General features: G+C 72.9%; 25 protein-coding genes and 2 pseudogenes. 17 read left to right on the top strand and 10 right to left on the bottom strand.

The features are described 5' to 3' along the window. Positions 1–225: 225 nt before the first annotated feature. Both JD79_RS04770 and JD79_RS04765 read left to right on the top strand, forming a co-directional pair. Positions 226–1614 (top strand): sugar transferase, encoded by a 1389-nt coding sequence (locus JD79_RS04770; protein WP_245899708.1) that lies wholly within the window; start codon positions 226–228, stop codon positions 1612–1614. 8 nt (positions 1615–1622) lie between these two features. Continuing rightward, a complete protein-coding gene (locus tag JD79_RS04765) occupies positions 1623–1835 on the top strand; it encodes a hypothetical protein (RefSeq protein ID WP_110004589.1) in 213 nt (70 codons plus the stop codon). Between the two features lie 3 nt (positions 1836–1838). Here JD79_RS04765 and JD79_RS24175 read toward each other — a convergent pair whose 3' ends face one another. The 3 genes from JD79_RS24175 to gmd all read right to left on the bottom strand — a co-directional run bounded on the left by JD79_RS24175 (position 1839) and on the right by gmd (position 3276). Next, on the bottom strand, positions 1839–1964 hold the full coding sequence (locus JD79_RS24175; RefSeq protein WP_281270272.1) for a hypothetical protein: 126 nt from the start codon (positions 1962–1964) through the stop codon (positions 1839–1841). Between the two features lie 25 nt (positions 1965–1989). Continuing rightward, positions 1990–2124: a hypothetical protein gene (locus tag JD79_RS24170; protein WP_281270271.1), complete on the bottom strand. Its 135-nt coding sequence runs from the start codon at positions 2122–2124 to the stop codon at positions 1990–1992. A gap of 138 nt (positions 2125–2262) precedes the next feature. After that, positions 2263–3276, bottom strand: a complete 1014-nt coding sequence (gene gmd / locus JD79_RS04760; RefSeq protein ID WP_110004588.1) for a GDP-mannose 4,6-dehydratase — start codon at positions 3274–3276, stop codon at positions 2263–2265. 92 nt (positions 3277–3368) lie between these two features. Between gmd and JD79_RS04755 the strand changes: the two genes are divergently transcribed. Beyond that, positions 3369–4340: a GDP-L-fucose synthase family protein gene (locus JD79_RS04755; RefSeq protein ID WP_110004587.1), complete on the top strand. Its 972-nt coding sequence runs from the start codon at positions 3369–3371 to the stop codon at positions 4338–4340. 67 nt (positions 4341–4407) lie between these two features. Here the strand turns inward: JD79_RS04755 and JD79_RS04750 are convergent, their stop codons facing one another. Then, complete coding sequence (locus JD79_RS04750) at positions 4408–5508, bottom strand: LCP family protein (protein WP_110004586.1); 1101 nt, start codon at positions 5506–5508, stop codon at positions 4408–4410. 126 nt (positions 5509–5634) lie between these two features. Here JD79_RS04750 and rfbB point away from each other — a divergent pair, with 126 nt between their 5' ends. After that, positions 5635–6642: a dTDP-glucose 4,6-dehydratase gene (gene rfbB, locus JD79_RS04745; protein ID WP_245899706.1), complete on the top strand. Its 1008-nt coding sequence runs from the start codon at positions 5635–5637 to the stop codon at positions 6640–6642. After that, positions 6639–7481 (top strand): SDR family oxidoreductase, encoded by an 843-nt coding sequence (locus tag JD79_RS04740; RefSeq protein ID WP_170149116.1) that lies wholly within the window; start codon positions 6639–6641, stop codon positions 7479–7481. The genes rfbB and JD79_RS04740 overlap by 4 nt, the downstream gene beginning before the upstream one ends. Here JD79_RS04740 and cysC read toward each other — a convergent pair. Then, entirely contained in the window at positions 7465–8499 is a 1035-nt protein-coding gene (gene cysC, locus JD79_RS04735; protein ID WP_211307869.1) for an adenylyl-sulfate kinase, read from the bottom strand. The two genes, JD79_RS04740 and cysC, sit on opposite strands and share 17 nt — an antisense overlap. Before the next feature lie 127 nt (positions 8500–8626). On the opposite strand from cysC, the gene JD79_RS04730 reads away from it, so the two are divergent. Together JD79_RS04730 and JD79_RS04725 are read left to right on the top strand one after the other, a co-directional pair. Further along, entirely contained in the window at positions 8627–9946 is a 1320-nt protein-coding gene (locus tag JD79_RS04730; protein WP_110004584.1) for a UDP-glucose dehydrogenase family protein, read from the top strand. A 419-nt stretch (positions 9947–10365) separates the two neighbouring features. Continuing rightward, on the top strand, positions 10366–11232 hold the full coding sequence (locus JD79_RS04725; RefSeq protein WP_110007432.1) for a hypothetical protein: 867 nt from the start codon (positions 10366–10368) through the stop codon (positions 11230–11232). A gap of 17 nt (positions 11233–11249) precedes the next feature. Here the strand turns inward: JD79_RS04725 and JD79_RS22435 are convergent, their stop codons facing one another. Beyond that, positions 11250–11426, bottom strand: coding sequence for a hypothetical protein (locus tag JD79_RS22435; protein WP_170149115.1), 177 nt, complete (start codon positions 11424–11426; stop codon positions 11250–11252). Positions 11427–12368: 942 nt separating this feature from the next. On the opposite strand from JD79_RS22435, the gene JD79_RS04715 reads away from it, so the two are divergent. Together JD79_RS04715 and JD79_RS04710 are read left to right on the top strand one after the other, a co-directional pair. Beyond that, entirely contained in the window at positions 12369–13490 is a 1122-nt protein-coding gene (locus JD79_RS04715; protein WP_146220390.1) for a hypothetical protein, read from the top strand. A gap of 265 nt (positions 13491–13755) precedes the next feature. Further along, positions 13756–14484: a glycosyltransferase family 2 protein gene (locus tag JD79_RS04710; protein WP_170149114.1), complete on the top strand. Its 729-nt coding sequence runs from the start codon at positions 13756–13758 to the stop codon at positions 14482–14484. Positions 14485–14500: 16 nt separating this feature from the next. Here the strand turns inward: JD79_RS04710 and JD79_RS04705 are convergent, their stop codons facing one another. Further along, positions 14501–15118 (bottom strand): glycoside hydrolase family 16 protein, encoded by a 618-nt coding sequence (locus JD79_RS04705; protein ID WP_170149113.1) that lies wholly within the window; start codon positions 15116–15118, stop codon positions 14501–14503. A gap of 19 nt (positions 15119–15137) precedes the next feature. Between JD79_RS04705 and JD79_RS22430 the strand changes: the two genes are divergently transcribed. Next, positions 15138–15551 carry a hypothetical protein gene (locus JD79_RS22430; RefSeq protein WP_170149052.1) on the top strand — a complete coding sequence of 138 codons (414 nt, stop codon included), beginning with the start codon at positions 15138–15140 and terminating at the stop codon, positions 15549–15551. A gap of 232 nt (positions 15552–15783) precedes the next feature. Here JD79_RS22430 and JD79_RS04695 read toward each other — a convergent pair whose 3' ends face one another. The 3 genes from JD79_RS04695 to JD79_RS04685 form a co-directional block, all read right to left on the bottom strand. Then, positions 15784–16797, bottom strand: a complete 1014-nt coding sequence (locus JD79_RS04695) for a glycosyltransferase family 2 protein (RefSeq protein WP_110004579.1) — start codon at positions 16795–16797, stop codon at positions 15784–15786. A 746-nt stretch (positions 16798–17543) separates the two neighbouring features. Next, the gene (locus JD79_RS04690) at positions 17544–18059 is read right to left on the bottom strand and encodes a metal-dependent hydrolase (RefSeq protein WP_211307868.1); all 516 of its coding nucleotides are present in this window, start codon (positions 18057–18059) and stop codon (positions 17544–17546) included. Positions 18060–18106: 47 nt separating this feature from the next. After that, on the bottom strand, positions 18107–18988 hold the full coding sequence (locus JD79_RS04685) for a glycosyltransferase family 2 protein (RefSeq protein ID WP_110004577.1): 882 nt from the start codon (positions 18986–18988) through the stop codon (positions 18107–18109). A gap of 693 nt (positions 18989–19681) precedes the next feature. Here JD79_RS04685 and JD79_RS24470 point away from each other — a divergent pair. The 7 genes and pseudogenes from JD79_RS24470 (at position 19682) to JD79_RS04660 (ending at position 23613) form a co-directional block, all read left to right on the top strand. Next, entirely contained in the window at positions 19682–20773 is a 1092-nt protein-coding gene (locus tag JD79_RS24470; RefSeq protein WP_110004576.1) for a PIG-L family deacetylase, read from the top strand. Next, positions 20733–21163 (top strand): annotated as a pseudogene (locus tag JD79_RS24465) (DUF7402 domain-containing protein); the annotation flags it as partial. The gene JD79_RS24470 and the pseudogene JD79_RS24465, both read left to right, overlap by 41 nt. Beyond that, positions 21106–21273: pseudogene (locus JD79_RS24460) on the top strand (DUF7402 domain-containing protein); the annotation flags it as partial. The pseudogenes JD79_RS24465 and JD79_RS24460, both read left to right, overlap by 58 nt. 8 nt (positions 21274–21281) lie before the next feature. After that, a complete protein-coding gene (locus tag JD79_RS24165; RefSeq protein ID WP_425454184.1) occupies positions 21282–21848 on the top strand; it encodes a discoidin domain-containing protein in 567 nt (188 codons plus the stop codon). Further along, entirely contained in the window at positions 21845–22303 is a 459-nt protein-coding gene (locus tag JD79_RS04670) for a hypothetical protein (RefSeq protein WP_110004574.1), read from the top strand. The genes JD79_RS24165 and JD79_RS04670 overlap by 4 nt, the downstream gene beginning before the upstream one ends. After that, positions 22303–22659: a GNAT family N-acetyltransferase gene (locus tag JD79_RS04665; RefSeq protein WP_110004573.1), complete on the top strand. Its 357-nt coding sequence runs from the start codon at positions 22303–22305 to the stop codon at positions 22657–22659. The genes JD79_RS04670 and JD79_RS04665 overlap by 1 nt, the downstream gene beginning before the upstream one ends. Before the next feature lie 141 nt (positions 22660–22800). Continuing rightward, on the top strand, positions 22801–23613 hold the full coding sequence (locus JD79_RS04660; protein WP_170149110.1) for a glycoside hydrolase family 16 protein: 813 nt from the start codon (positions 22801–22803) through the stop codon (positions 23611–23613). Positions 23614–23672: the final 59 nt, after the last annotated feature.

The following is a 23672-nucleotide window of genomic DNA, read 5'->3' as shown; positions in this document are numbered from 1 at the left end:
ACCGGTATGACCGCTCATTACGACCGTCATTCGAAGGTCCTCCGAATGAGCTCAGGAATGGCGGATCCGTGCCCGTGGTGGCACCATCTCCTGACCGCGTCGAATAGTCGACGCGGTCAACGGGGAGGGTCATTGGTCGACGCCACGGGGGGCGACGCCACATCGGGACAGGCAGCGCGACAGATCAGTCGCGTCTCGATGGCCACGGCGTCGCGCGAGGAGAAGGTGCGCACGGTCAGGACCTGGCCGACCGCAGAGACGCCTGCCAAGGAGAAGTGGTGGGTCCGGCGCGGTGTCGGGCCCTACCTGGTGCTCGTCGACGTCGTCGCCTTCGCCGTCGCGACCCTCATCACGCTGCCGGGGTCAGCGCTGGCGCACGCCCTCGCGCTGGCCTTCCTGCTGCTGGTGTTCTGGCGTGCCGGCCTGTACCGCTCACGGCTGAACCTCTCGCTGCTGGACGACCTGCCTTACACCCTGGCTGCGGTCGTCGTCGCCTGGACCTTCAAGGTGGCCCTCTTCTCCGTCCTGCCCGGGGTCGACCCGCCGGTGCGTCAGGTCACGCACTTCGTGGTGCTCCTCGCCGCGATCCTGGTCGCGCGCCTCGTCGCCTACCACGTGGTGCGCACCGCCCGGTGCCGCGGCCTCGTCCGGCACCGGACCCTCGTCGTGGGAGCCGGGCAGATGGGCGTCCGCGTGGCCGCCACCCTGCTCGAGCGCCGCAACTACGGCCTCGACCCGATCGGCTTCCTCGACGCGGGGGAGCACGACGAGGCCACGGCCCTCCTCCCGATCCCACTGCTCGGCAGGTACGACCGGCTCGCGCAGGTCATCCGCGAGCAGGCCGTCCGAGACGTCATCGTCGCCTACGGCGGGACCGACGAGGACGAGCTCGTCGACATCCTGCGCACCTGCGACCGGCTCGACGTCGACGTCTTCGTCGTCCCCCGGCTGTTCGAGCTGCACCACACGAACCGCTACACCGACGAGATCTGGGGCATCCCGCTGGTCCGGCGCCGGCGCTCGGTCTACCGCAGCCCGTGGTGGCGGACGAAGCGGCTGGTCGACGTCGTCGTGTCCGCGGTGTCGCTGCTGGTGCTCCTCCCGGTGCTGACCGCCTGCGCGGTCGCCGTCCGGCTGGAGGGCGGCCCGGGGATCATCTTCCGCCAGACCCGCGTCGGGCTCGACGGCCGTCCGTTCGAGGTGCTGAAGTTCCGCTCCCTCAAGCCGGTGGACGAGACCGAGTCGCAGACGAACTGGAACATCAAGCACGACGACCGGCTGGGACCCGTGGGCCGGTTCCTGCGGGCGAGCTCGCTCGACGAGCTGCCGCAGCTGTGGAACATCTTCCGCGGGGACATGAGCCTCGTCGGGCCGCGTCCGGAGCGGCCGCACTTCGTCGACCAGTTCTCCGCGCACATCCCCCGCTACACCGCCCGGCACCGGGTGCCGGCGGGGTTGACCGGTTGGGCGCAGTCGCACGGCCTGCGCGGGGACACCTCGATCGAGGACCGGGCCCGCTTCGACAACTACTACATCGAGAACTGGTCACCGTGGCTCGACATGAAGATCGTCCTGAAGACCGTGGGGCAGGTGCTCCGGCGCCAGGGCGGCTGACCGCCGACGTGACCCTCCGTTGGCTCTTCGCGCTCGTCGCGGCCGCGATGCTGACCGCCTTCGCGGTCCTGCTCGTCACGGGGGAGTACTACAACGAGGGGCCGGTGCTGCTCCGCGTCGCCGAGGACCAGGGCGTGCACCAGGGCGACGTCTTCGTGCTCACCGGCTGGGCGGCCGGGGTGCTCTCGCTCCTGGGGCTCGTGCTGCTGCGGCGCCGCTGAGCGTCAGAGCCCGGGACGCACGACGCCGCAGCGGCAGGCGTAGAGGGACGACCCGCTGAACGGGTCGTCCCGGACCCAGCGGTAGCGGTGCAGGTGCCAGGACCACGTCCGTGCGCGGCGGCGCGTCACGCCGCCAGTGTGGCAGCCGGCGGGCTCAGACGGAGGCGGGCCGGCGCGCCATCGCCCGCGCGGGCGCGACGCCGCACAGCGCCGCGGCCACCAGCACCTGCCCGTGCTCGGCGACCCACACGTGCAGCGCCAGCCAGGTCGACCCGAGGAGGAATGCCACGCCCGCATCCTGCGGGCCGCCGACCGGCGTGGTCGTGAACGCGAGGGGTGTCCGTGACGAGCGGGACCAGGGGGTCCCGACGGACGCGACGAGGAGCCGGCGACGACGTCGCCGGCCCCTCGTGTCGTGTCCCGCGGATCAGCGGTCGATGCGGACCAGTCGGCCGGCCAGCTCGTCCTCGAGCAGGCGCACGTCGGCGTCGACCATGATCTGCACCAGCTCGGGGGTGAGCACCTTCGGCTCCCAGCCGAGGTCCTCGCGCGCCCGGGAGTAGTCGCCCACCAGGGCGTCGACCTCGCTGGGGCGCTCGTAGCGCGGGTCGTACTCGACGTGCTCCTGCCAGTCGAGGCCGACGTGCTCGAACGCCATCCGCACGAAGTCCCGCACGGTGTAGGAGGTGTTGGTGGCCAGCACGTAGTCCTGCGGCACCGGGTGCTGCAGCATCCGCCACATGCCCTCGACGTACTCCGGCGCGTAGCCCCAGTCGCGGACGGCGTCGAGGTTGCCCATCCAGAGCGTGTCCTGCAGGCCCGCCCGGATGCGCGCGACCGCCCGGGTCACCTTGCGCGTCACGAATGTCTCACCGCGCCGCGGCGACTCGTGGTTGAACAGGATGCCGTTCACCGCGAACAGGTCGTAGGCCTCGCGGTAGTTGCGCGTCGCCCAGTACGCGTACAGTTTCGCGACGCCATAGGGAGAACGCGGGTGGAATGGCGTCCGCTCGTCCTGCGGCGGGGGAGTGGCGCCGAACATCTCCGACGACGACGCCTGGTAGACCTTCGTCCGCACCCGGGCCACCCGGACGGCCTCGAGCAGGCGCATCGCGGCCACCCCGGTGACGTCGCCGGTGAACACCGGCTGGTCGAACGAGACCCGCACGTGCGACTGCGCGCCCAGGTTGTAGACCTCGTCCGGGTTGATCTCACGCAGCAGGTTGACCAGCGTGACCCCGTCGTTCAGGTCGCCGTGGTGCAGGTGGAGCCGCCGGTTCGGGGTGTGCGGGTCCTGGTAGACGCCGTCGAGCCGCTCGGTGTTGAAGGAGGACGACCGGCGCACCATCCCGTGCACCTCGTACCCCTTGTCGAGCAGCAGTTCGGCGAGATAGGAGCCGTCCTGCCCGGTGATACCGGTGATCAATGCGGATTTCGCCATCGCCGTCCTGCCAAAGGGTGAACGCAGCCCGCCTGCGTCGCTCGGGGAATTACATTAGGTCGACGGAACAGCGGAGAGATCGGGCACGGTAAATGGCATCACTCGATAGGGCGGCCCGCACGTACGTCGCCGGCCACAACGGTCTGGTCGGCGGGGCGGTCCTCCGCCACCTGCGGTCCGAGGGGTTCACCGACCTCGTCACCCGGACCTCGCGCGAGCTCGACCTGCGCGACCGCGAGGCGGTCGACCGCTTCTTCGACAGCGAGCGCCCGGCCGTCGTCGTCCTCGCCGCGGCCAGGGTGGGCGGCATCCTCGCCAACAGCACCCGCCCGGCGGAGTTCCTGTCCGACAACCTGCGGATCCAGGTCAACGTCCTCGACGCCGCCGCGCGGGTGGGCGTCGAGCGGCTGCTGTTCCTCGGGTCGAGCTGCATCTACCCCAAGTACGCCGAGCAGCCGATCCGCGAGGACGCGCTGCTCACCGGTGCGCTGGAGCCCACCAACGACGCCTACGCCATCGCCAAGATCGCCGGCGTCCTGCACGTCCAGGCGCTGCGGCGGCAGTACGGCCTGCCCTACGTCTCGGCGATGCCGACCAACCTCTACGGGCCGGGCGACAACTTCGACCCCGTCGGCTCGCACGTGCTGCCCGGCCTGATGCGGCGCTTCTCCGAGGCCGCCCGCGACGGCGCACCGTCCGTCGTCGTCTGGGGGAGCGGCACGCCCCGGCGCGAGTTCCTGCACGTCGACGACCTCGCCCGCGCCTGCCTGCACCTCCTCGAGCACTACGACGCCCCGGAGCCGGTCAACGTCGGCGTGGGCACCGACGTCTCGATCGCCGAGCTCGCGCGGCTGGTGGCCGACGTCGTGGGTTACCAGGGCGCCATCGAGTTCGACCGCTCCAAGCCCGACGGGACGCCGCGCAAGCTGCTCGACGTCTCCCGCCTGCACGCCCTGGGCTGGGAGGCGCGGATCCCGCTGCGCGAGGGGATCGAGGAGACGTACCGCTGGTTCCGGGCCTCACTGGCCGAGGGCGCGGCCCGCGGGATCCCCACCCCCGCCTGAACGGACGCGGCCGGGCGACCCCTGAGCGGGTCGCCCGGCCGCGGTCGGTCGGGGGAGGAGCGGTGCGTCAGCGCGGCACGTCGGGCAGCGCCTCCGCGTCGAACTCCGCGGCGTTCTGCGACAGCGAGTCGTTGCGCAGGTAGCCCCACATGCGGTCGCCGGTGACCTCGTCGAGGTAGACGACGCTCGCCGAGCCCTCCGTCCCGGTCCCGAGCACCGGGGCGGTGAAGGAGTCGACGGCCTCCGGGCGCAGGTCGCGCAGGGAGTAGGCCAGCGACAGCAGGTCGCCGTTGCCCAGGGTGTCGTCGACGGCGACCGCGCTGGTGACGGCGAGCAGCGCGGCGTCGAGCCGGCCGGGATCGCTCAGCGTCCCGGAGCTGAACAGCTGCGTGAACACCGCCTCGATGAACTGCTGCTGGCGGCGCACCCGGTCGAAGTCGCCGCCCTCGAGGCCGTAGCGCTGCCCGAGGTACCAGCGCGCCCGGTCGCCGTCGAGGTGGTTGACCCCGGCCGGGAACGTGTACGGCCCGTTGCTGGTGGTCTCGGCGACGACGACATCGACCCCGCCCAGGTCGTCGGTGACCTGGACGATGCCCTCGAAGTCGATGGCCACGTAGTGGTCGATGCGGACGCCCGTGAGCTGCTCGACGGTCTGCACGAGCAGCGTCGGCCCGCCGAACGCGTAGGCCGCGTTGATCTTGTTCGTCCCGTACCCGGGGACGTCGACCCACGAGTCGCGGGGGATGGACACCAGCTGGGCGTGCTGCCGGTCACCGGAGAAGCGGGCGATCATGATCGCGTCCGACCGGCCCCCCTCGGCGATGCCCTCGTCGGCGGTGCCACGGCTGTCGCTGCCCACCAGCAGGAAGGTGACCGGCTGGGCGGACGCCGCCTCGGCCGGCGTGGCCGGTGCCGGGCGCGCGTCCTCGTCGAGGTCGCTGAAGACGTCGGCGACCCGGTCGATGTTGCCGCCGTAGCGGTCGGTCAGGAACCACAGCCCGCCGCCCACCAGCAGCGCCAGCACCAGCGCCAGGACGCCGACGGCCACGAGGGCGCGGCGGAGGACGCGGCGACGGCGCGAGGCCGGTCGGCGCCGCTCGGCGGGCGCCTCGTCCGCGCCGGCCACCTCGTCCGGCGGGCTGTCCAGCCCGACGTCGTCCCTGCTCATGGCGCCCCCGTCCACCTGCGGTGTCGATCCCAATCTAGGGACGGCGCCCCCGCGCGCCAGGCGACCTCATCCCGCGGGGTGAGCGGCGCACCGGGATCGGGCCGCAGTTCTGAGACCCTGTCGGCCGTGAGCCAGATCCGTCGTCTGCTGGTGACCGGTGGAGCCGGTTTCATCGGCGCCAACTTCGTCCACCAGACCGTCGAGCGCTTCCCGCAGTACGAGGTGACGGTGCTCGACGCGCTGACCTACGCGGGCAACGAGGCCTCGCTGGCCGGCGTGAAGGACGCGATCACCTTCGTGCACGGGTCGATCACCGACGCCGCGCTGGTCGAGGAGCTGGTCGGCGCCAGCGACGCCGTCGTCCACTTCGCGGCCGAGAGCCACAACGACAACTCCCTGGCCGACCCCGCGCCGTTCCTGCAGACCAACGTCGTCGGCACCTTCACGCTGCTGGAGGCGGTGCGCCGGCACGGCGTGCGCTTCCACCACGTCTCCACCGACGAGGTCTACGGCGACCTGGAGCTCGACGACCCGCGCAAGTTCACGCCCGAGACGCCGTACAACCCGTCGAGCCCGTACTCCTCGACCAAGGCGGCCTCCGACCTGCTGGTGCGCGCGTGGGTGCGCTCCTACGGCGTGCAGGCGACGATCTCCAACTGCTCGAACAACTACGGGCCCTACCAGCACGTCGAGAAGTTCATCCCGCGGCAGGTCACCAACGTGCTCGCCGGGCTCCGGCCGCGACTCTACGGCGCCGGCCAGAACGTGCGCGACTGGATCCACGTCGACGACCACAACGCCGCCGTCCACGAGGTCCTCGAGCGCGGCCGCGCCGGGCACACCTACCTCATCGGCGCCGACGGCGAGGTCGACAACCGCACGGTGCTCGCCACGATCCTCGAGCTGATGGGCCAGCCGGCCGACGCCTTCGACTCGGTCACCGACCGCGCCGGGCACGACCTGCGCTACGCCATCGACGCCACCAAGCTGCGCGAGGAGCTCGGCTGGCGGCCCCGCTACACCGAGTTCCGCGACGGCCTGGCGGCGACGATCGCGTGGTACCGCGACCACGAGGACTGGTGGCGCCCGCAGAAGGAGCGCGTGGAGGCGGCCTACGCCGCCCGCGGCCAGTGACGGCGGTCGTCCTCGGCGCCGGCGGGCAGGTCGGCCGCGCGCTGACCCGCCGGTTCCCCCACGCCGTCGCGCTGACCCGGGCCGGCCTCGACGTCGGGGACCCGGCCGCGGTCGCGGCGCACGACTGGTCCGGCGTCGACCTGGTGGTCAACGCCGCCGCCTGGACGGCCGTCGACGCCGCGGAGGACCCGGCCAACCGCGCCGCCGTGCGGGCGGTCAACGTCGACGGCGTCGGCGCCCTGGCCGACGCGGCCCGCGTGCACGGCTTCCTCCTCGTGCACTTCTCCACCGAGTACGTCTTCGACGGCACCCACCCCGGGCCGATCCCCGAGGACGCCCCGGTGCACCCGCTGAGCGTCTACGGGCGGAGCAAGGCCGACGGCGACGCGCTGGTCACCGCGCTCGACCGGCACCTGCTGCTGCGCACCACCTGGGTCGTGGGGGAGGGCCGCAACTTCGTCCGCACGATGGCCGGCCTCGCCGACCGCGGCGTCAGCCCCTCGGTCGTCGCCGACCAGGTCGGCCGGCCCACGCTCGCCGACGACCTCGCCGACGCCGTCGCCCACCTCGCCGACGCCGGGCTCTCGGGGACCTACAACGTCACGTGCGGCGGGGAGCCGGCGTCGTGGGCCGACGTCGCGGAGGTCGTCTTCGCCGCCCGCGGCCGCGACCCGCGCGCCGTCCGGCGGGTCAGCACCGCCGAGTACACCGCCGACAAGCCCGGCCTCGCACCGCGGCCGCTCAACAGCGTGCTGGACCTGGCGAAGCTGCAGGGGACCGGCTTCCGCCCGCGCGACTGGCGCACGGCCGTGCAGGACTCCCTCACGACGGTCGGCTGAGCACCGCGTCCAGCACCTGCCGGGCGCACTCGTCGACGCTCCGTCCCGCGGTCTCCACGGTGACCTCGGCGTCGGTGGGCGTCTCGTAGGGGTCGCTGATCCCGGTGAAGGCGGGGATCTCCCCGGCGCGCGCCCGGGCGTAAAGACCCTTGCGGTCGCGGGCCTCGCAGTCGGCCAGCGACGTCGCCACGTGGACCAGCACGAAGCTGCCGGGCCCGGCCTGGGCCTCCACCTCGCGCCGGACGTCGGCGCGCACCTCGGCGTAGGGCGCGATCGGGGCGCAGACGGCGGTGCCGCCGTGCTTGGCGATCTGCGCGGCCACCCAGCCGATCCGGCGGACGTTGGTGTCCCGGTCGGCCTTGGAGAACCCGAGCCCCGCGGACAGGGAGTGCCGGACCTCGTCGCCGTCGAGCAGGGTGACCGTCCGCCCGGCCTCGATGAGCAGCTCCACCAGCCGCGCGGCGATCGTGGACTTCCCCGCGCCGGACAGGCCGGTGCACAGCACCACGGTGCCGCCGGTGCGCGCCGTGCCGGACCAGGGCCGGCTGCCGGCCAGCGCCGCGCCGTGCGCGGCGGCCAGCTCCGCCGGCCCGGCCTCCGGTGCGGCCGGGGTGACGGGCACGGGCACGACGACGACGTCGCGGCCGCCGTCGCGCACCGCCGCCCAGGCAGCAGCCGCACCCGCCAGCGCCGCGGAGTCCGGCGCCAGCCCGGCCGCCGGCAGCAGCACCAGCAGCCGCCGCGGCAGCTCCGCGACGTCGTCGGGCGGCGGGCCGACCCACGCCGCGACCTCGGTCCACCCGCGGTCGCGCAGCTGCTCGGCCACCGTCGAGGGCGGTTCCCAGCGGGGCACCTCGACGACGGCCAGGTCCCCGTCGGCCGCCGTCGCGACGAGCACGCCCTGGGCGTCCTCGTACTCGCCGGCGGGCGGGAGGTCGGGCAGCGGCCCGAGGCCTGCGCGGAAGCGGGCCACCGCGGCCACCTGGGCGTCGTCGAGCCGGGCGCGAGTGTCGGGCATGGGCACCATCCTGCCGAGGCGCGAGCGACGGTCCCCCAGACGGAGGGCGCTCCTGCTACAACGGGCGCGGACAGCGCCTGCATGATGCACTTCGGACGCTAAGTGTTGGCGGCGCGAGGAGGCGGCGGTGCGCATCTCGGTCATCGGCTGCGGCTATCTCGGCGCCGTGCACGCGGCCTCGATGGCCGAGATCGGCCACGAGGTGGTCGGCATCGACGTCGACCAGCGGAAGATCACGGCGCTGTGCGCGGGTCGGGCGCCCTTCTACGAGCCCGACTTCGAGCAGCTCCTGGCGCGCGCACTCGAGGCCGGACGGCTGAGCTTCAGCACGGACGTCACGGACGCAGCAGGCGCGCAGGTGCACTTCCTGTGCGTCGGGACCCCGCAGAAGCACGGTGAGTACGCCGCCGACCTCCGGTTCGTGCAGGCCGCCGCGGAGTCGCTGCTGCAGGTACTCGCGCCCGGTGACCTCGTGGTGGGCAAGTCGACGGTCCCCGTCGGGACGGCGGCGGAGCTCGCCGCCATGTTCGGCGAGAAGGTGCCGGGCGCCCTCCTGGCCTGGAACCCGGAGTTCCTGCGCGAGGGGTTCGCCGTCCGCGACACCCTGCACCCGGACCGGCTCGTCTACGGCCTGCCTCCCGACGGAGACGGCGTGACCGCCGAGCGGCTGCTCGACGAGGTCTACGCCCCGATCGTCGCCCGGGGGACCCCCAAGGTCACCACCGACCACGCCACCGCCGAGATGGTGAAGACGGCGGCCAACTCCTTCCTCGCCACGAAGATCTCCTTCATCAACGCGATGGCCGAGCTGTGCGAGGCCACCGGTGCCGACGTCAAGCTGCTGGCCGACGCCATCGGCTACGACGACCGAATCGGGCGGAAGTTCCTCAACGCCGGGCTCGGGTTCGGCGGCGGCTGCCTGCCCAAGGACATCCGCGCGTTCATGGCCCGTGCCGGCGAGCTGGGTGCCGACCAGGCGCTGACGTTCCTGCGCGAGGTCGACAACATCAACATGCGCCGCAGGATCCGCATGGTGGAGCTGGCGCGCGAGGTGCTCGACGGGTCGCTGCTGGGCAAGCGGGTGGCGGTCCTCGGCGCGGCGTTCAAGCCCGACTCCGACGACATCCGCGACTCCCCGGCGCTCAACGTCGCCGCCCAGCTGCAGCTGCAGGGCGCGGTGGTCTGCGTGACCGACCCCGCCGCCGTGGAGAACAGCCGTCGCGAGTGGCCGCACCTGGACTACGCCGCCACCCCGGAGGAGGCCGCGGCCGACGCCGACGCCGTCCTGGTGCTCACCGAGTGGCGCCAGTACCGCGAGCTCGACCCGGCTGCGTTCGGGGAGCTGGTCCGGCAGAAGCGGGTCCTCGACGGGCGCAACGCGCTCGACCGCGAGGCCTGGACCGCCGCCGGCTGGACCTACCGGGCCCTGGGTCGCCGCGCCGGCTGAGCGAACGACCCCCGTCACCACGCTCAGCGAGCTGAGGGGTGTGACGGACGGGAGCACCGCATCGGTTCGGGGGTGGCGGCCTCATGTTCAGGGACGCTCGCTGGGTCGGCGGATACGTCACTCTCGCCATGCGGGAGGCCGCGAGGCGGAGGTCGTCCTCGATGGCCCCTTGAGCAGCGACCCCCGATGACGTCCATGGCGGGCCAACACGGCCGCCCGCAGTTCGCGCGGTATGGCGATGACCTGTCGGCGCTCGCGCTTGTTGAGGTTCCGCTCCAGCTCTGAGCAGAACCGACATGCAGACTTCGGGCGAAACGATGTCTCATCCGTCAGCATTGGCTCATCCGTCACAGACACCACCGCAGTGTGACGGGACTGTCACGTCCGCGGTCCGATCCGCCGATGCTGTTCCCGTGTGGATGTGGATCGTCGGCGGGCTCGCCGTCTGGGTGGTCGTCGCCGTGGCGCTCGGCGTCGTCCTGGGACGGGGCATCCGTCTCGCCGACCGCTACTCGCCCGGGACCGGTGTCGACCGCCCGCTGACCACCGCCGCGCTCGGCGGTGCCCCCGCCGTCGCGCGCCCTGCCCGCCGGCGGGTGCCGCTGCCTCCCGTCGGAGTGGGGCTCGCCTTCCTCGCCGTGGCGCTCGAGGCGGCCGGCTACGCAATGCGCTTGCGCGGGACGACCGGTCAGGTGGCGCACCTGCTGTCGATGGACGCGCCCGGCTCCCTGCCGCGGCTGTACGTGGCCGCGCTCTTCGGCGCCGCCGCGATGGCCGCGGTCGCCGGCGCTGCGCGCAACGCGGGCCGGCGGACCTGGTGGCTCGCCGTCGGCGTGGTAACCGCGGGGATCTCCGTGGTCAAGGCAGGCGGCACCGTGCACGTCACGGCGATGCAGGCTCTCGCATCCGTGGTCTCCCCGGCCGGGGCCACGCTGGTCAGCGCGCTCGTCGCGGTCGCCGTCCTGGGTGTCCTGGCCTTCGCCAGCCGGACCGAGCGGCGCGACCGGCGCCGGGTGCTGTGCACATTGGGTCTGTTCGCGCTGGCCGCGGTCGGCCTGTCGGCCGTGTCGGCCTCGGTCGGGTCGGCCTCGGTCGGGTCGCAGTGGTCGGCGATGGCGACCTTCGTCGAGGAGTCCGGCGAGGCGCTGTCCGGCGTCGCCGTGCTGGTCGCCGTCCTCGTGGGTGTGGCGCCGCGCTTGGTCCTGCCGGCGTCCTGGCTGCGCCGCCGCGGCGACGCGCTGTCGCTCGACGCGTCGGCGCAGCGCCTACCCCTGAAGCAGGACTAAGCGGGCGCTCCCGCAGATCAGCGCGCCGCGCCGGCCCCGGCCCCGGCCACCGACCGCAGCTCGCGAAATCGGACCTCGAGGGCGGGGAGCCGAGCGCGGTCGGCGGCGTCCGCGTGACGCAGTGCGCGGCCGAGCGCGAGGGCAAACGGCAGGCCCAGGGCAAGCCACGCGGCGCAGATGACGGCGATGAGCACGGTCACTCCCTCAGGACCGCTCGGTCCTCCGGGCCGCTCTGACCCGGCATACTGGCTTCCCCACCTGCAGCGGTGCCAAACACGGCCGTCCGCATGGCGGGGGTCGGCGAGACACGCGACGTACCACTCGTGCCGGCAGCCGGCCGGACAGCCGCCTCGGATGGAGGCCCCGGAGCGGGGGAGGACCACCAGGGACCGGCAGGATCAGCACGCCGCTGATCCTGCCGGTGCGCTCCCGGCGTCGTCGGTGGGCCGATTGTCTGTGCAGGTCGCGCCTGCTTGCATGGCCGTCGTGAGCCCCGCGCTCACAGCCGGCTGACTTCGGACGCCGGCGGGTTGCGCAGGCCGTTCCCAGCCGTACATCCTGTGTCGCGCAGGACACCATCGCTGCCGGTGGGCGTCGGAAGGGCTCGCGGTGCATGCTCCGGACGGGGAACAGCTGCCGAGTCTGCGCGTGGTCCGGCCTGACGACCCCCCACCCGAGACGCGGCCGCGGGAACGCTCCGTCGAGCAGCCACCCGTGCCGATGGGGTCGCCGTGCACCTGCGGCCACGGGCGGACGGCGCACGAGCACTACCGGGCGGGGCTCGACTGCAGCCTCTGTGAGTGCCCCCGCTACCGCCGGGCCCCACGGCGATCGAACTGGCGCTCACGGCGAACGGACTGACGTGCCGGCGCCCTCCGTACTCCCGCACTACGGCTTGTTGAGGGTCGCACACGCAGCGTAGGACTTCTCGGCGGGGCGGGCGGGTTCTGGCGCCGACGGTTGCCTCGCGGAACGGCTCTGGTCAGGGTCGTCGGGGTGACGCGGCGATGCCGCGCCCGGTGAGTTGGGCCCACCAGCGAGGAGTAGCGGTGCCAGGAGAGGTCAGGGCGGTGCCGGTGCGGCACGCCGTGGCGCTCCCCGCGCCGGTCCGGCTGCTCCGCCTCCTGCTCCTCGTGGTGGCGGCCGTCGCCGGTGTGTGCCTGCTGTCGATCGCGCTCGCCGACTCCGCGAGGGCCGAGGTCGGCGGGTCGGACGGCACCGCGGAGATCGGCCACCCGTCGGCGTCGGAGGCGGTCGGCCCGCTCGACGAATCGGCTCATGAGGGGCCCGGCCCCTCCGGTCAATCGGCTGTGCCGACCATCCCCGAATCGTGGAGCGACCTCGACCAGGAGTCGCCGACGGACCCGGGGCCGCCGTCGGCCGATCCGGGACCTGTCCCGCCGGAGACGGTCGAGGACGACCCCGGGACACCCCAGGCGGAGCCGAGCCCGGACTCGGCCGAGGAGTCGGGTCCTCCGACGACCGCACCGGATCTGCCGGTCCCATCGCCCGGCCTATCCGCGCCGCCCGAGGTGCTGCCCGGTACACCTCTCGAGGTCCCGGTCGTGGTGCCCACGACCGGGGACCCCACGACCGGGGACCCGGTCACGACCACGGACCCGACGACGGCCGGAACCCCGGCCACGACTCCGGCTACGAGCACCGGCGCGGACGCCGCCCCGGCGGGCGCGTCCGACGCCGGCCTGCCGGCGCCCCCTCCGGACGCCTCGGTCCTGGAGCCCGCGGACGCTGACGACAGCGCGTCCGAGCCGGTGGTCGACGCCGCGGCGTCCGCCGGCGACGTGACGGCTTCCGAGTCGCCCGTGACCTGTGGGGGCGCCGGACCGACGGTTTCCTCCGCGGTCGGACCCCCGTCGGGCGACCTCGCCCGCATCCGCGGGACCACCGTGTCGTCGAGCGCGGCTGTCCACCCCACCGCGGCCGCGACCCCGCCGGACGATCCCTCATCTGGCCCGGCGAGCGTGCTGGCCGACGATCCCCCCGCCCCGGGACAGGGTGGGCCGGTGCCGGCTCCCGCTCCAACCCCGTCGCCCCCGCCCGTTGCGCCGTCACCCGTCGCCGGTGGCGGCGGCTCCTCAGCCTCCGGGAGCGGCCAGCACGACGTCACCAAGGCCCTGCACGCGGTGCTCGGCTCGGAGCTCTTGTTGCCATCGCTCGGTGACCCCCTCCAGGTCCGGATGACGGGCGGCGAGCCCGTCGTCGAGCGCACCGTCGCTCCGGGCTGCTCACCGGACTGATCGCCGGAGGCCTGCCTAGGCGGCCTCCTCCTCCGGTGCAGGCACCGTGCTGGTCCGCGGGGCGCTGACGCGCCCACATCCGCTCCTGCCCGGGGACACCCCTGCCGCGTCCCCCTGCCCGACCACGGGCCCCCGCCGTCCCCATCCCGCCAGACCGAGCAAGCAAGAGGTGAGAGTCATGACGTCACGGAGAACCGCAGTCGATCTGGTCCCCTCCACCGCGGACTTCCCCGCACCGGGCGCCGGACGCGTCCCGACGCCTCGCGTGAGCGTGGTGATCCCCTGCTGCAACGAGGCGAGGAACCTGCCGGCCCTCCTGCTCGCCCTCCCGACCGTCGTGGACGAGGTGGTGCTGGTCGACGGGCACAGCGTCGACGGCAGCCCCGAGGTCGCCCGCGCGGTACGTCCCGATGTCCTCGTCGTGCGGCAGAACCGTCGCGGCAAGGGCAATGCGGTCGCCTGTGGGCTCGCCGTCGCCTCCGGCGATGTGATCGTCACGATGGACGCCGACGGTTCGGCGGACCCGCAGGAGATCCCCAGGCTGCTCTCCGCGCTCCAGACCGGTGCCGACTGCGTCACCGCCACGCGGTTCCCCTCCAGCCAGGCGCTCGGTGATGCGGCCCCGGCCCCGGTCCACCGGTGGGGGAGTCGCGCAGCTGCTGCGCTGTCGGGTGCACCGTGCACCGACGTCGGGTACGGCTTCGCCGCCTTCTGGGCAGGCGCCGTGCCGTCGCTGCGGCTCGGGCCCGGCTCGGCCGGCGCGCGCCGACAGTGGGGGGACGGGCCCGAGGTCGACGCGGTCCTGCAGGTCCGGATGGTCAGGAACCGGCGTCGGGTCGTCGAAGTCCCGGTCCCGGAGGGGCGCGCCGTCCGGCAGCTCACGTGGCGGGACGCCGCCCGGGTGGTGGGCGCGGTGCTCGTCGAGCGGTGCGCCGGAGCCCGGGGCGGCGTCCGTGCGGAGCATGAGGAGACAGCCTTGCGACCGGCCACGTGAGGACCGGAGCGCCAGCTCAGCCGGTGTACTGGTACATCGCGACCCAGTCGATCTGCAGGGAACCGCTGCCGGTGCCGCCGGTCTGGATCACCCAGTGCCGCGAGGCGCGGGAGACGGCGGAGGTGTCGGTACCCACGAGCTGGCCGTCGAGGTAGAAGCGGACGGCGGTCGGAGTCCACTCGACCGTGCTGACGTGCCACTCCTGCCAGTTCGCGCCGGTGTCGACCGCGAGGCTGTTCTGCTCGGGGTTGGACCCGACCCGGTGGTTGAACGAGTGGATCGTGCCGTCGAAGTCGCCTTCGACGCAGTCGGTCTCGCCGTCGGCCCAGACGTCGGAATCCGGCCAGAGCATCATCGCGGCGCCGGAATCGGAGGTGCGGTCGGCCCGGAACCGGATGCTGTAGCGGCCGTAGGTCTGGCCCCACTGCGTCGTCGGGTTGGTGATGGTCAGCGCGGCGCCCTGCGCCTGGCCGCCTGATCCCTGGACGCCGATCTGGAGGTTGCCGCCGGAGACGTTGATGAGCTCGGTCTGGTACTTGCCTCCGCCGGAGCCGTCCGGATAGGGCGTCAGCCGGGGGTAGCTCCGGGCGACCTGGCTGGACGAGGCGGTGGTGGTGAAGTCGTCCGCGTACACCTGCTGCCACCCTGCCGGCGTGGCCGACAGCCCCGTGAAGCCGCCGGCCGCACCCGCCGCAGGCGGGGATGCCGGGGTCGTGGCCGGCGCCGATGGCGTCTGGATGGACGCCGACGTGGCGTTCGTGCCGCGGGGAGGACCGTTCTGGGCCGTCGTACCGGCGCTGGGCGCAGCAGAGCTCGGGGCGGTGGTGCTCGGCGTGCCGGTACTCGGGGCCACGGCCGGCGGCGTGGTCGACGACGGCGTGGACGGGGTGGACGGGGTGGACGGCATCGCCGAGGACGGCGTCCCCGAGGACGGCGTCCCCGAGGACGGCGTGGACGGCGTCGCCGAGGACGGAGTCGTCGCGCGAGGCGTGGTGGCCTGGCGACCCCAGCCCGAGAGCGACGTCGGTGCGGCAGAGGCGGTCACGGCCGGCGCAGGGCTCGAGTAGACGGCCTCGCGGGTCAGGGCGGCGCCGCCGCCGACCATCCCGGCGGCCGCGAACAGACTGATCAACCGGCGGGCGAGGGCAAGCTTCAGGAACACGGCGAACAACATAGCTGTGAGTAGGTGTGTAGACACACCACGAATTCATATCCAGCGTGTCGTCACACGTCGCGAGCGTGTCGGCGTCCGACGGTTCGACGGAGTGTGCTCGACGAGAACACCTGGTCAGGCTGGGGTCACGTCGGCCAGCGGGCCTGGCGGAGGCGTGCCCATCCGTAGCTGGTTGCGGTCAACACCACACCCTCGACGATCGCCCAGGCGCGAGCGCCGCCCGACCGATCGCCGTGCAGCACGTCTCCGAGACCCCGCAGCACGCCACGCGGCAATGTGCGGGTGACGTATCTGCGCTCGGACTCCAAGGCCGAGCCGCTGCCGGCGAGTCGGCTCACCACCGCCTTCGACCGACCCTCAGCGCGGCACCGCCGCCGGAAGTAGGCCCGCTCGACGCGGTCGGGTGTAACGTTGTGCCGGCAGGTGGCGCGCGGCTCCAGCACGATCCGGCCGTTGCCGGCGGTCCGGCGGGCGCGGATCGAGAACTCGGTCTCCTCGCAGCCGGCGGCGTCGGCGCCGAAGCGGCCCATGTCCGGGTCGAACCCGCCGGCGGCGGCGAAGACGTCCCTGTGGAAGCTCATGTTGGCGCCGATGGGATTGCGGATCTCCGTCGGCGTCCGCGGCAACCCTCGGTAACTGCAGCCCAGGACCCAGAGGAACTCCTCCGGGAACCACGAGGGTCGGGGCGCCTGCCAGGCCGGCTCCACCCAACCGCCCACCCCGAGGACGTCCCCGGGGTCGTAGGCGGCCATCAGCCGCTCCGCCCAGGCAGGGTCGGCGGCGGCGTCGTCGTCGAGGAAGGCCACGACGTCGCCGGTCGTGGCGGCGACGCCGGTGTTGCGCGCACCGGAGAGTCCCTGCGGGCCGGTGTTCGGCAAACAGGTGACGTCGGGGAACGCGCCGCGCGCCTTGTCGAGGAGAGCGTCGTTGTGGTCGGCCACGAGGACGACCTGGTCCGCAGGACGGGACTGGCCGCGCAGGCTGGCGACGGCGTTCTCGATGTCGTGCCAGCGCTCGAGCGTGTAGGCGCAGATGACGACACTCAAGGTCGAGGGGCGCGCCACGAGCCAAGGGTAACGACGCCGGTCGCCGGGAGGATCCTCCGCACGGGTGAGGTCGCCGAGCCCTGCGTGACCCATGGGGTTTGAGGGCCTGCAACATTGCGGTATGTGGTCAGGCCATGACTACAGTGAGACGCCACGCCGAATGTGGTTCGAGGAGGCATGATGAGGCACCGCTTGCCGGCGCAGGCACGCACCGGGTCTGCGCGTCACCTCGTCCTGGTGCCGTCCTCGCAGTCCGGCCGTGACTCGACGCCGGTGGGACGCCCTCCGCTGCGTGACCCGGGACCGTCGTGCAGCTGCGGTCACGAGCGCGTGCTGCACGACCACCACCGGAGGGGATCCGATTGCGGCGCGTGTTTCTGTGCGCAGTACCGGCGCTCGCCCAGGTGGCTGTGGCTGCGCACGGCCGGCTGACGAGCTCCGGTCGATTGGGTCGACGCGCCGGCCGCGGCGGCCGACATGACGTCAGTACCGGCGTACCCTGCGCGCGACGGTCTGGTCGGCAGGTTGCGTCACGGGGGATCTGGGAGGAAGCATGGACCTGCTCGCCGGCCTGCGCAGGCCGTCAACCGGGGGGATGCGAGGCCCGATCCTCGCTCTTCCCGCCTTCGCCAGCCCGATCGAGGGACTGCAGCCCCGACCGTCGCGGCACTGCGCGCCGTCCTCCTCCATGAGGTTCATCGGACAGCGTGTCGCCGAGGCCGGCCGGACGGCACCCGCAGGCAAGCCGTGCACGTGCGGCCACGGCAAGGTCGCCCACAGCCACTACCGGGCGGGCACCGACTGCTCACTCTGCTCGTGCGACCGCTACGACCGGCCGCTCATGGCGCGTCTGCGACTGCGCCGCTGACCGGCCGCGCTGTCCGTACCGCCACCGCGACGCCGGTCAGGAGTGCCAGCGCCACCGCATGAGCGGCGAGCGGCAGGCGCACGTTCACCGGTAGCAGGGGCCACAGCAGGGGAGCCCCCCACCCGCTGAACAGGTCCCGGGCCAGGTGCAGCAGGACACCGAGCGAGAGTCCCAGCAGGGCCGTTCGGCGGCGGCGGGCGAGCAAGGCTGCTGCGACGAGCACCGCGGCGAGCGCAAGGGAGTGCGTGACAGGTCGCCCACCAGGCATGGTGGCCAGCGGGACCCCGAGGTACAGCGGCACGTGGTCGACGTCGATGGTCACCACGGCCAGCAGCGCCCACGCCACGAGCGGCTGGCGCGTGCGGAGCCCGGCCGCTGCCAGCACCAGCCACGCCGTCGCCAGGTGAGCTGCCTCGTCGAGCACTCCTCGGAGCGGCAGGGGCCACCCTGCGCCCGGGCCCGCGCTCAGCGCATCGACGCCGAGCACCAGCGCGAGGGCCAGGGCCGGCGCGCTCCCGGCCAGGAGCCTCCGGCTCAGGCGGACCAGATCTCCGGGGCCGGCTCGGTGGTGCGCTGCGTCGGCAGGCCGCGGACGACATCGGCCGACGTCTGTCGCGCGATCGGAGCGAGCCGGGCTCGGCGGCTCGTGACGACGGGCTTGCCGCGGCCGTTGAACCGCTCAACGACCAGTGCACGGAGCACGCGGATGCCGTCGCGCCAGGTGTTGAGGTTGCTCTGCCCGAACTGCCGCTCGGCCTCGAAGCTGGGGACCTCGACGATGCGCAGGCGGGCCTTGGCCACCCGGGTGTTGATGATCGTCTCGATCTCGAACCCGTCACCCCACAGCCGGTCCGTCCGGCCCCGGTCGCTCGCGTCGAGCTCGAGCACGTCGAGGCAGTGGGTCCAGAAGGCGTTGTAGCCGTAGCACAGGTCGGTGTACCGGGTGCCGAACAGCAGGTTGGCGATCCGGTTGAGCCAGCCGTTGCCCCAGGCGCGCACTCGGGTGATGTCGGCGCTGCCGCCGCCGTTGGCGAAGCGGGTGCCCTTGGCGAAGTCGGCTCCGGCGGTCAGCGCGTCGACGAACCGGGGGATCTCCTGCGGGTCGGCCGAGCCGTCGGCGTCGAGCATCACGAGCACGTCGCCGGTCGCAGCGGCGAAACCACAGGCCATGGCATTGCCCTTGCCGCGGCGGTTCTGCAGGACGATCCGCACGTCCGGCCGGAGCGCCTGGGCGACCTCCACGGTGCCGTCCACACTGTGCCCGTCGACCACGATGACCTCGTGGACGTCCTCGGGGATGGCCGCGAAGACGTAGGGCAGGTTCTTGGCCTCGTTGTAGGTCGGGATGACGACGGTGACGCGCGGATCCGCGAAGCCCTGCCGTCGCGAGATCGGGGTCACGTTGTCGCGGCTCATGCCGGAGGTCTCCTCAAGTTGCGAGACGGGCCCGGTTTCGCCTCTGCTCACCGCCGGACCATGGCGACCAATAGGACGTCCGGCGGGTCACTGCTTGCCCGTTGTCTCTGTGCGTTTCCTGTGGGTGCGTGGCTGAGGAGGCCCCGTTGCCCCGCCCGCACTCATCACGACCGGTTGCGGTCGCTCCCGGGGCTCGTCACTCTGCGTGTCCCCCGGCCGGGTGCATTCCTACCGGAACGCCGCGTGGCTGTAAAGCGGGTCAAAGTCCTCTGGCACAAGCGCCGACGAGGCCTCACCAGGTCCGGTTCTACACAGTGTGATCAGGCAAGTTCCCGTCGTTAGGAATGGGCCTAGTTTGGTTCTAGGGCAGGGACCTTTGGCCCGGTCCGTGCGCCTGGGACCTGCGGAGGTGGTGACGAACGCCATGGCGGCGAGGTGCGTGCCGGATCAGGCGAACAACAGAAGAACAGACAGGGCGCGCCGCCGATCCGCATGAGGCAGGGGGTTGCCGGTGCAATCATTCCGCACATTCTTGATCACGGTCAGTGAGAAGCGCGCCGGTGTTCCGCCGGAAGTGTCATCGGCGGACGGCGTGTGGCGCGGCCGGCTGTGCAGCCCGCACAGGGGACCTACCGTGCGCGGCCCCCGAACCGACTTGAGGCTCGGTGGACCCGGAGGGGACTGGGAGGTCGGATGCCCGCGCGCTCCACCGTCGGACCGGCGCCGGCCCGTCGTCGTAGGCCGGCCGTCTGGTACGCCCGCAGTATGGGAGCGGTGCGCGGAGCGTCCGCCCTGGCGCTCCTGTCAGTGGTCGCCGCCGCGTTCGCCGTCGGCCTCGTGAGCGCCGGTCCGGCAGCCGGGGCCACCGACTGCACGGCCGGCAGTTCGGTGGACGTCGTCGCGCACTCCGACGACGACCTGTTCTTCCTCAACCCCGATGTGCTGCGAGCGGTGAAGACAGGAGCCTGCGTCAGCAGCGTCTATGCCACCTCCGGCGACGGCGGGCTGGGCTCCACCTATGCCCGGAACCGGGAGAGCGGCATCCGGGCCGCCTACGCGCAGATGGCCGGGGTGGCCAACACGTGGACCACGTCGACCACGACCGTGGCCGGGAACCGCGTCACGACCGGGACGCTGAGCGCACGCCGCGCATCCGACTGTTCTTCCTGCGCCGGTCCGACGGGAACATCGACGGCAGCGGGTTCCCGCGCACCGGCTACAGCAGCCTCGAGGCGCTCCACGCCGGTGCCCATCCCCTCCCTGACGACCGCCGACACGCCGCAGGTCACGTGCACCCGCTCCTCGCTGGTGGCGATGCTGAGCGGGCTGATCAGTGCGGTGGGGGTCACCTCGGTGCGGATCCTGGACAACCGCGGTGGCTTCGACGACGGCGACCACAGCGACCACTACGTGATCGCCCGGCTCGCGGCCGAGGCGCGCAACTCCGGCGCTCCTCTCGGCGTCCCTCACCGGGTACCTCGGCTACCCCAGCGCGGAACTGGCCGCCAACGTCACCGGGACCGACCTGGCCGGCAAGCAGAACGCCTTCCTCGCGTATGCGCCCTACGACACCCAGATGTGCCAGACGATGTCGGACTGCAGCTCACGGCCCGAGGGCACCTGGCTGCCGAGACAGCACCTGGCCACCGAGCGCTACCCGTCCCAGCTTCCGGACGAGGGGAACGCCGCCCTCTCGGCGACGGCGACCGCCTCGTCGCAGAACACGACCGACGGCGAGACCGCCGCCAAGGCCATCAACGGCGTCGCCGACGGCTACCCCGGTGACCACACGAAGGAGTCGGCGGTCGCGCCGGCAGCTGGCTACAGCTGAACTGGCTGGAGCCCGTCGGACTCAGCTCCGTCGTGCTCTACGACCGGCCCAACCCCGACGACCAGGTCACTGCCGGGACGCTCACCTTCTCCGACGGCACCACCGTCGCGGTCCCCGCACTGGACGACGCCGGCGGACCGGTGAGGGTGTCGTTCACGGCCCGGTCGGTCACCAGTGTGCGGTTCACCGCGACCTCGGTCAGCAGCGCCACGCGCAACGTGGGCCTGGCCGAGATCCAGGCGCGCACGGCGGGCTCCAGCGGCGGTGGCACGCCGCCGCCGACCGCGTCACCGGGGGAACGCTCACCTTCTCCGACGGCTCCACGGTGGCGGTGCCGGCCCTGACCGACTCCGGCGCGGCCACCACCGTCTCGTTCCCGAGCCGGGCGACGACGAGCCTGCGTCTGACGGTCACGACGGTGAGCGCCAGCACGCTCAACGTCGGGCTGGCCGAGCTCCAGGCCTGGACGACCGGGGCCACCACCGGCACGCCGCCTGCCACGACCACGCCGGACCCCACGACCATGACTCCGCCGACCACCACGACTCCGCCGACCACCACGACTCCGCCGACCACCACGACTCCGCCGACCACCACGACACCGACAGCGCCGGTCAACCTGGCCGCACCGCGAGCCCGACCGCGTCGTCGCAGGACACCGGCACCGGGCAGACCGCCGCCAAGGCCTGCGACGAGGTGGTCGACGGCTACCCCGGTACGGCCACCGCCGAGTGGGCGGCGGTCGGGGGACGGACGGATAGCTGGCTGCAATTGACCTGGCCTGGGGCGGTCACGGTCGGGCGCGTGGTGCTCCACGACCGCCCGAACACGTCCGACCGGATCACCTCGACGACGCTCACGTTCTCCGACGGCTCGACGGTGACCGTGCCGGCCCTGGCCGACACCGGCAGTGCAGTGACGGTCAGGTTCACTCCTCGTGCGACGACGAGCGTGCGGCTCACCGTCACCGGGGTCAGCTCGACCACGGTGAACGTCGGCCCGGCCGAGCTCGACGTCTGGAACAGGTGACCAGCGAAGCCACGGCCCTGGACAGCCCCGCCGGAGTGCGGGCACGGGCCTCGATCGAGGTTCGGGAGGTCGGCCGGGGCGGCCTGGGGGAGGCGGTGCGGAGGGCGGCGTCGCGCCTGCCCGTCCGTCTCGTCGTCCGCGAGCGGTACCACTGGTACGTGATCGACGCGGCCGACGTCCCGCCTCCGTCCCCGCTCCCCACGAAGTTCAGCCTCTTCCTGGCCGGCCCGGACGACCTCCCGGAAGTCGAGGGCCTCGACGCGTCCTTCGAGCGGGCGGAGGAGTGGCTGGACGCCGTACACGAGCTGTGGATGGTGCGCGACGGGAACCGGGTGGTCTCCTCCTGCTGGGTCTTCGTCGGCCGGGCGCCCACGGCTGCGGCCCGGCACGGGTGGTTGCAGCTGCCGCCGGGCACGGTCAACCCGGAGCGGGCACGGTCAACCCGGAGGACGTGATGACCCTGCCGGAGTACCGCGGCAACGGCCTGGGCACCGTCGTCGGCACCGTCGTGCTCGATCGGCTGCTGGAGGGCGGGCGGGTCACGCGAGTGGTCGGCGCAGCCCCGGACGGCAAGGCGGCCAGCCGGCGCGTGGCCGCCAAGGTGGGCTATCGCACCATCGCGGTCACCGGCGTGACGAAGGTCGGGCTGCTGCGCCGGAAGGTCGACTGGCGCAACCGGGAGCAGGACCGTTTCGCCGTGACCTGGCTCCGGGTGGATCCCGCCCCGCACCCCGACAGGGCTCGATCGGGGGACCGGGAGCTCCTCCGAGACCTGGAGCAGGCCCTGCCCGCCGGTGCGGATGCACCGTGACCCCGCGTCGTCAGTGACGGGGCACACCGGCCCGTTCGAGCGACGACGCCTCCCGCCTGCCGCGAGACCGCAGGTAGCGTGATGAGACGACACCCCGACCCGCGCGCGGGTCGAGGACGTCCCGAGGGAGGAGTGCGACGCGTGAGCCTGGTCAGTGACCGTGTGCCGCCGTCGGCGGCCCTCGACCCGGGGACGCGCCCACGCCGGCGGGCCGGGTGGCTGGCGGCCGTCACCGGCGTCGTCGTGCTCGGCCTGGTCGTCACGCTGGTCGTGGCCAACGGTCGCGAGGAGCCGTGGCGGTCGGTCCTCCACGAGGACTTCGACAGCCCCGTGGAGGTGGGTGCCTTCCCCAGCGCCACGTACGAGGACCGGTGGGAGCCCTATCCCGACGGCTGGGGGGACACCTCCGGCGTCGGCACCTACGCGCCGTCGCGCACCCTGTCGGTCGCCGACGGGTCGCTGCAGATCGCGGTCGGCAAGGACGGTGACGAGTACCTCGGTGCGGCGGTCGTCGCGCTGCCGACCTACGGCCAGGTGTACGGCCGCTTCGCAGTCCGCTGGCGGGCCGATCCCGCCGCCGGCTACGGGCTGGCCTTCCTGCTCTGGCCGGACTCCAACAGTTGGCCCGACGACGGCGAGATCGACTTCCCCGAGGGCGACCTCGACGGCACCGTGACCGCGACGGCGCACCACGCCGACCCGTCCGGCAGCAAGGAGCAATTCGGCACGGACGCGCTCCTCAGCGACTGGCACACCACGGTCGTGGAGTGGACGCCGACGGCCGTCACCTTCGTCCTGGACGGCGAGGTCATCGGGCGCTCCACCACCGGCATCCCGAACGAGCCGATGCACTGGGTCATGCAGGTCGGGACCAACGGACGAGACACCCCGCCGGCGACCTCGAGCGGCGTCGTCCAGGTCGATTGGGTCCACATCGACGCCTACGAGCTGTGAACTGGCAATCACCCCGACGGGTGGAGGTCGGCCGCGGAGGGACCGAACCGCAGCCGTCG

It is taken from the genome of Geodermatophilus normandii (assembly GCF_003182485.1).
GTDB classification, from domain to species: domain Bacteria; phylum Actinomycetota; class Actinomycetes; order Mycobacteriales; family Geodermatophilaceae; genus Geodermatophilus; species Geodermatophilus normandii.
Note: the sequence above shows the minus strand (reverse complement) of the source record. Positions and strands in the feature narration are given on the sequence as shown.

Coding starts and splice junctions, on each gene's coding strand:
- JD79_RS24470 (WP_110004576.1), top strand. CDS start 19,682: ATGCCCGCGCGCTCCACCGTCGGACCGGCGCCGGCCCGTCGTCGTAGG.
- JD79_RS04725 (WP_110007432.1), top strand. CDS start 10,366: ATGTGGATCGTCGGCGGGCTCGCCGTCTGGGTGGTCGTCGCCGTGGCG.
- JD79_RS04665 (WP_110004573.1), top strand. CDS start 22,303: ATGACCCTGCCGGAGTACCGCGGCAACGGCCTGGGCACCGTCGTCGGC.
- cysC (WP_211307869.1), bottom strand. CDS start 8,499: ATGCCCGACACTCGCGCCCGGCTCGACGACGCCCAGGTGGCCGCGGTG.
- JD79_RS04750 (WP_110004586.1), bottom strand. CDS start 5,508: ATGAGCAGGGACGACGTCGGGCTGGACAGCCCGCCGGACGAGGTGGCC.
- JD79_RS04755 (WP_110004587.1), top strand. CDS start 3,369: ATGGCATCACTCGATAGGGCGGCCCGCACGTACGTCGCCGGCCACAAC.
- JD79_RS04685 (WP_110004577.1), bottom strand. CDS start 18,988: ATGAGCCGCGACAACGTGACCCCGATCTCGCGACGGCAGGGCTTCGCG.
- JD79_RS04695 (WP_110004579.1), bottom strand. CDS start 16,797: ATGGGTCACGCAGGGCTCGGCGACCTCACCCGTGCGGAGGATCCTCCC.
- gmd (WP_110004588.1), bottom strand. CDS start 3,276: ATGGCGAAATCCGCATTGATCACCGGTATCACCGGGCAGGACGGCTCC.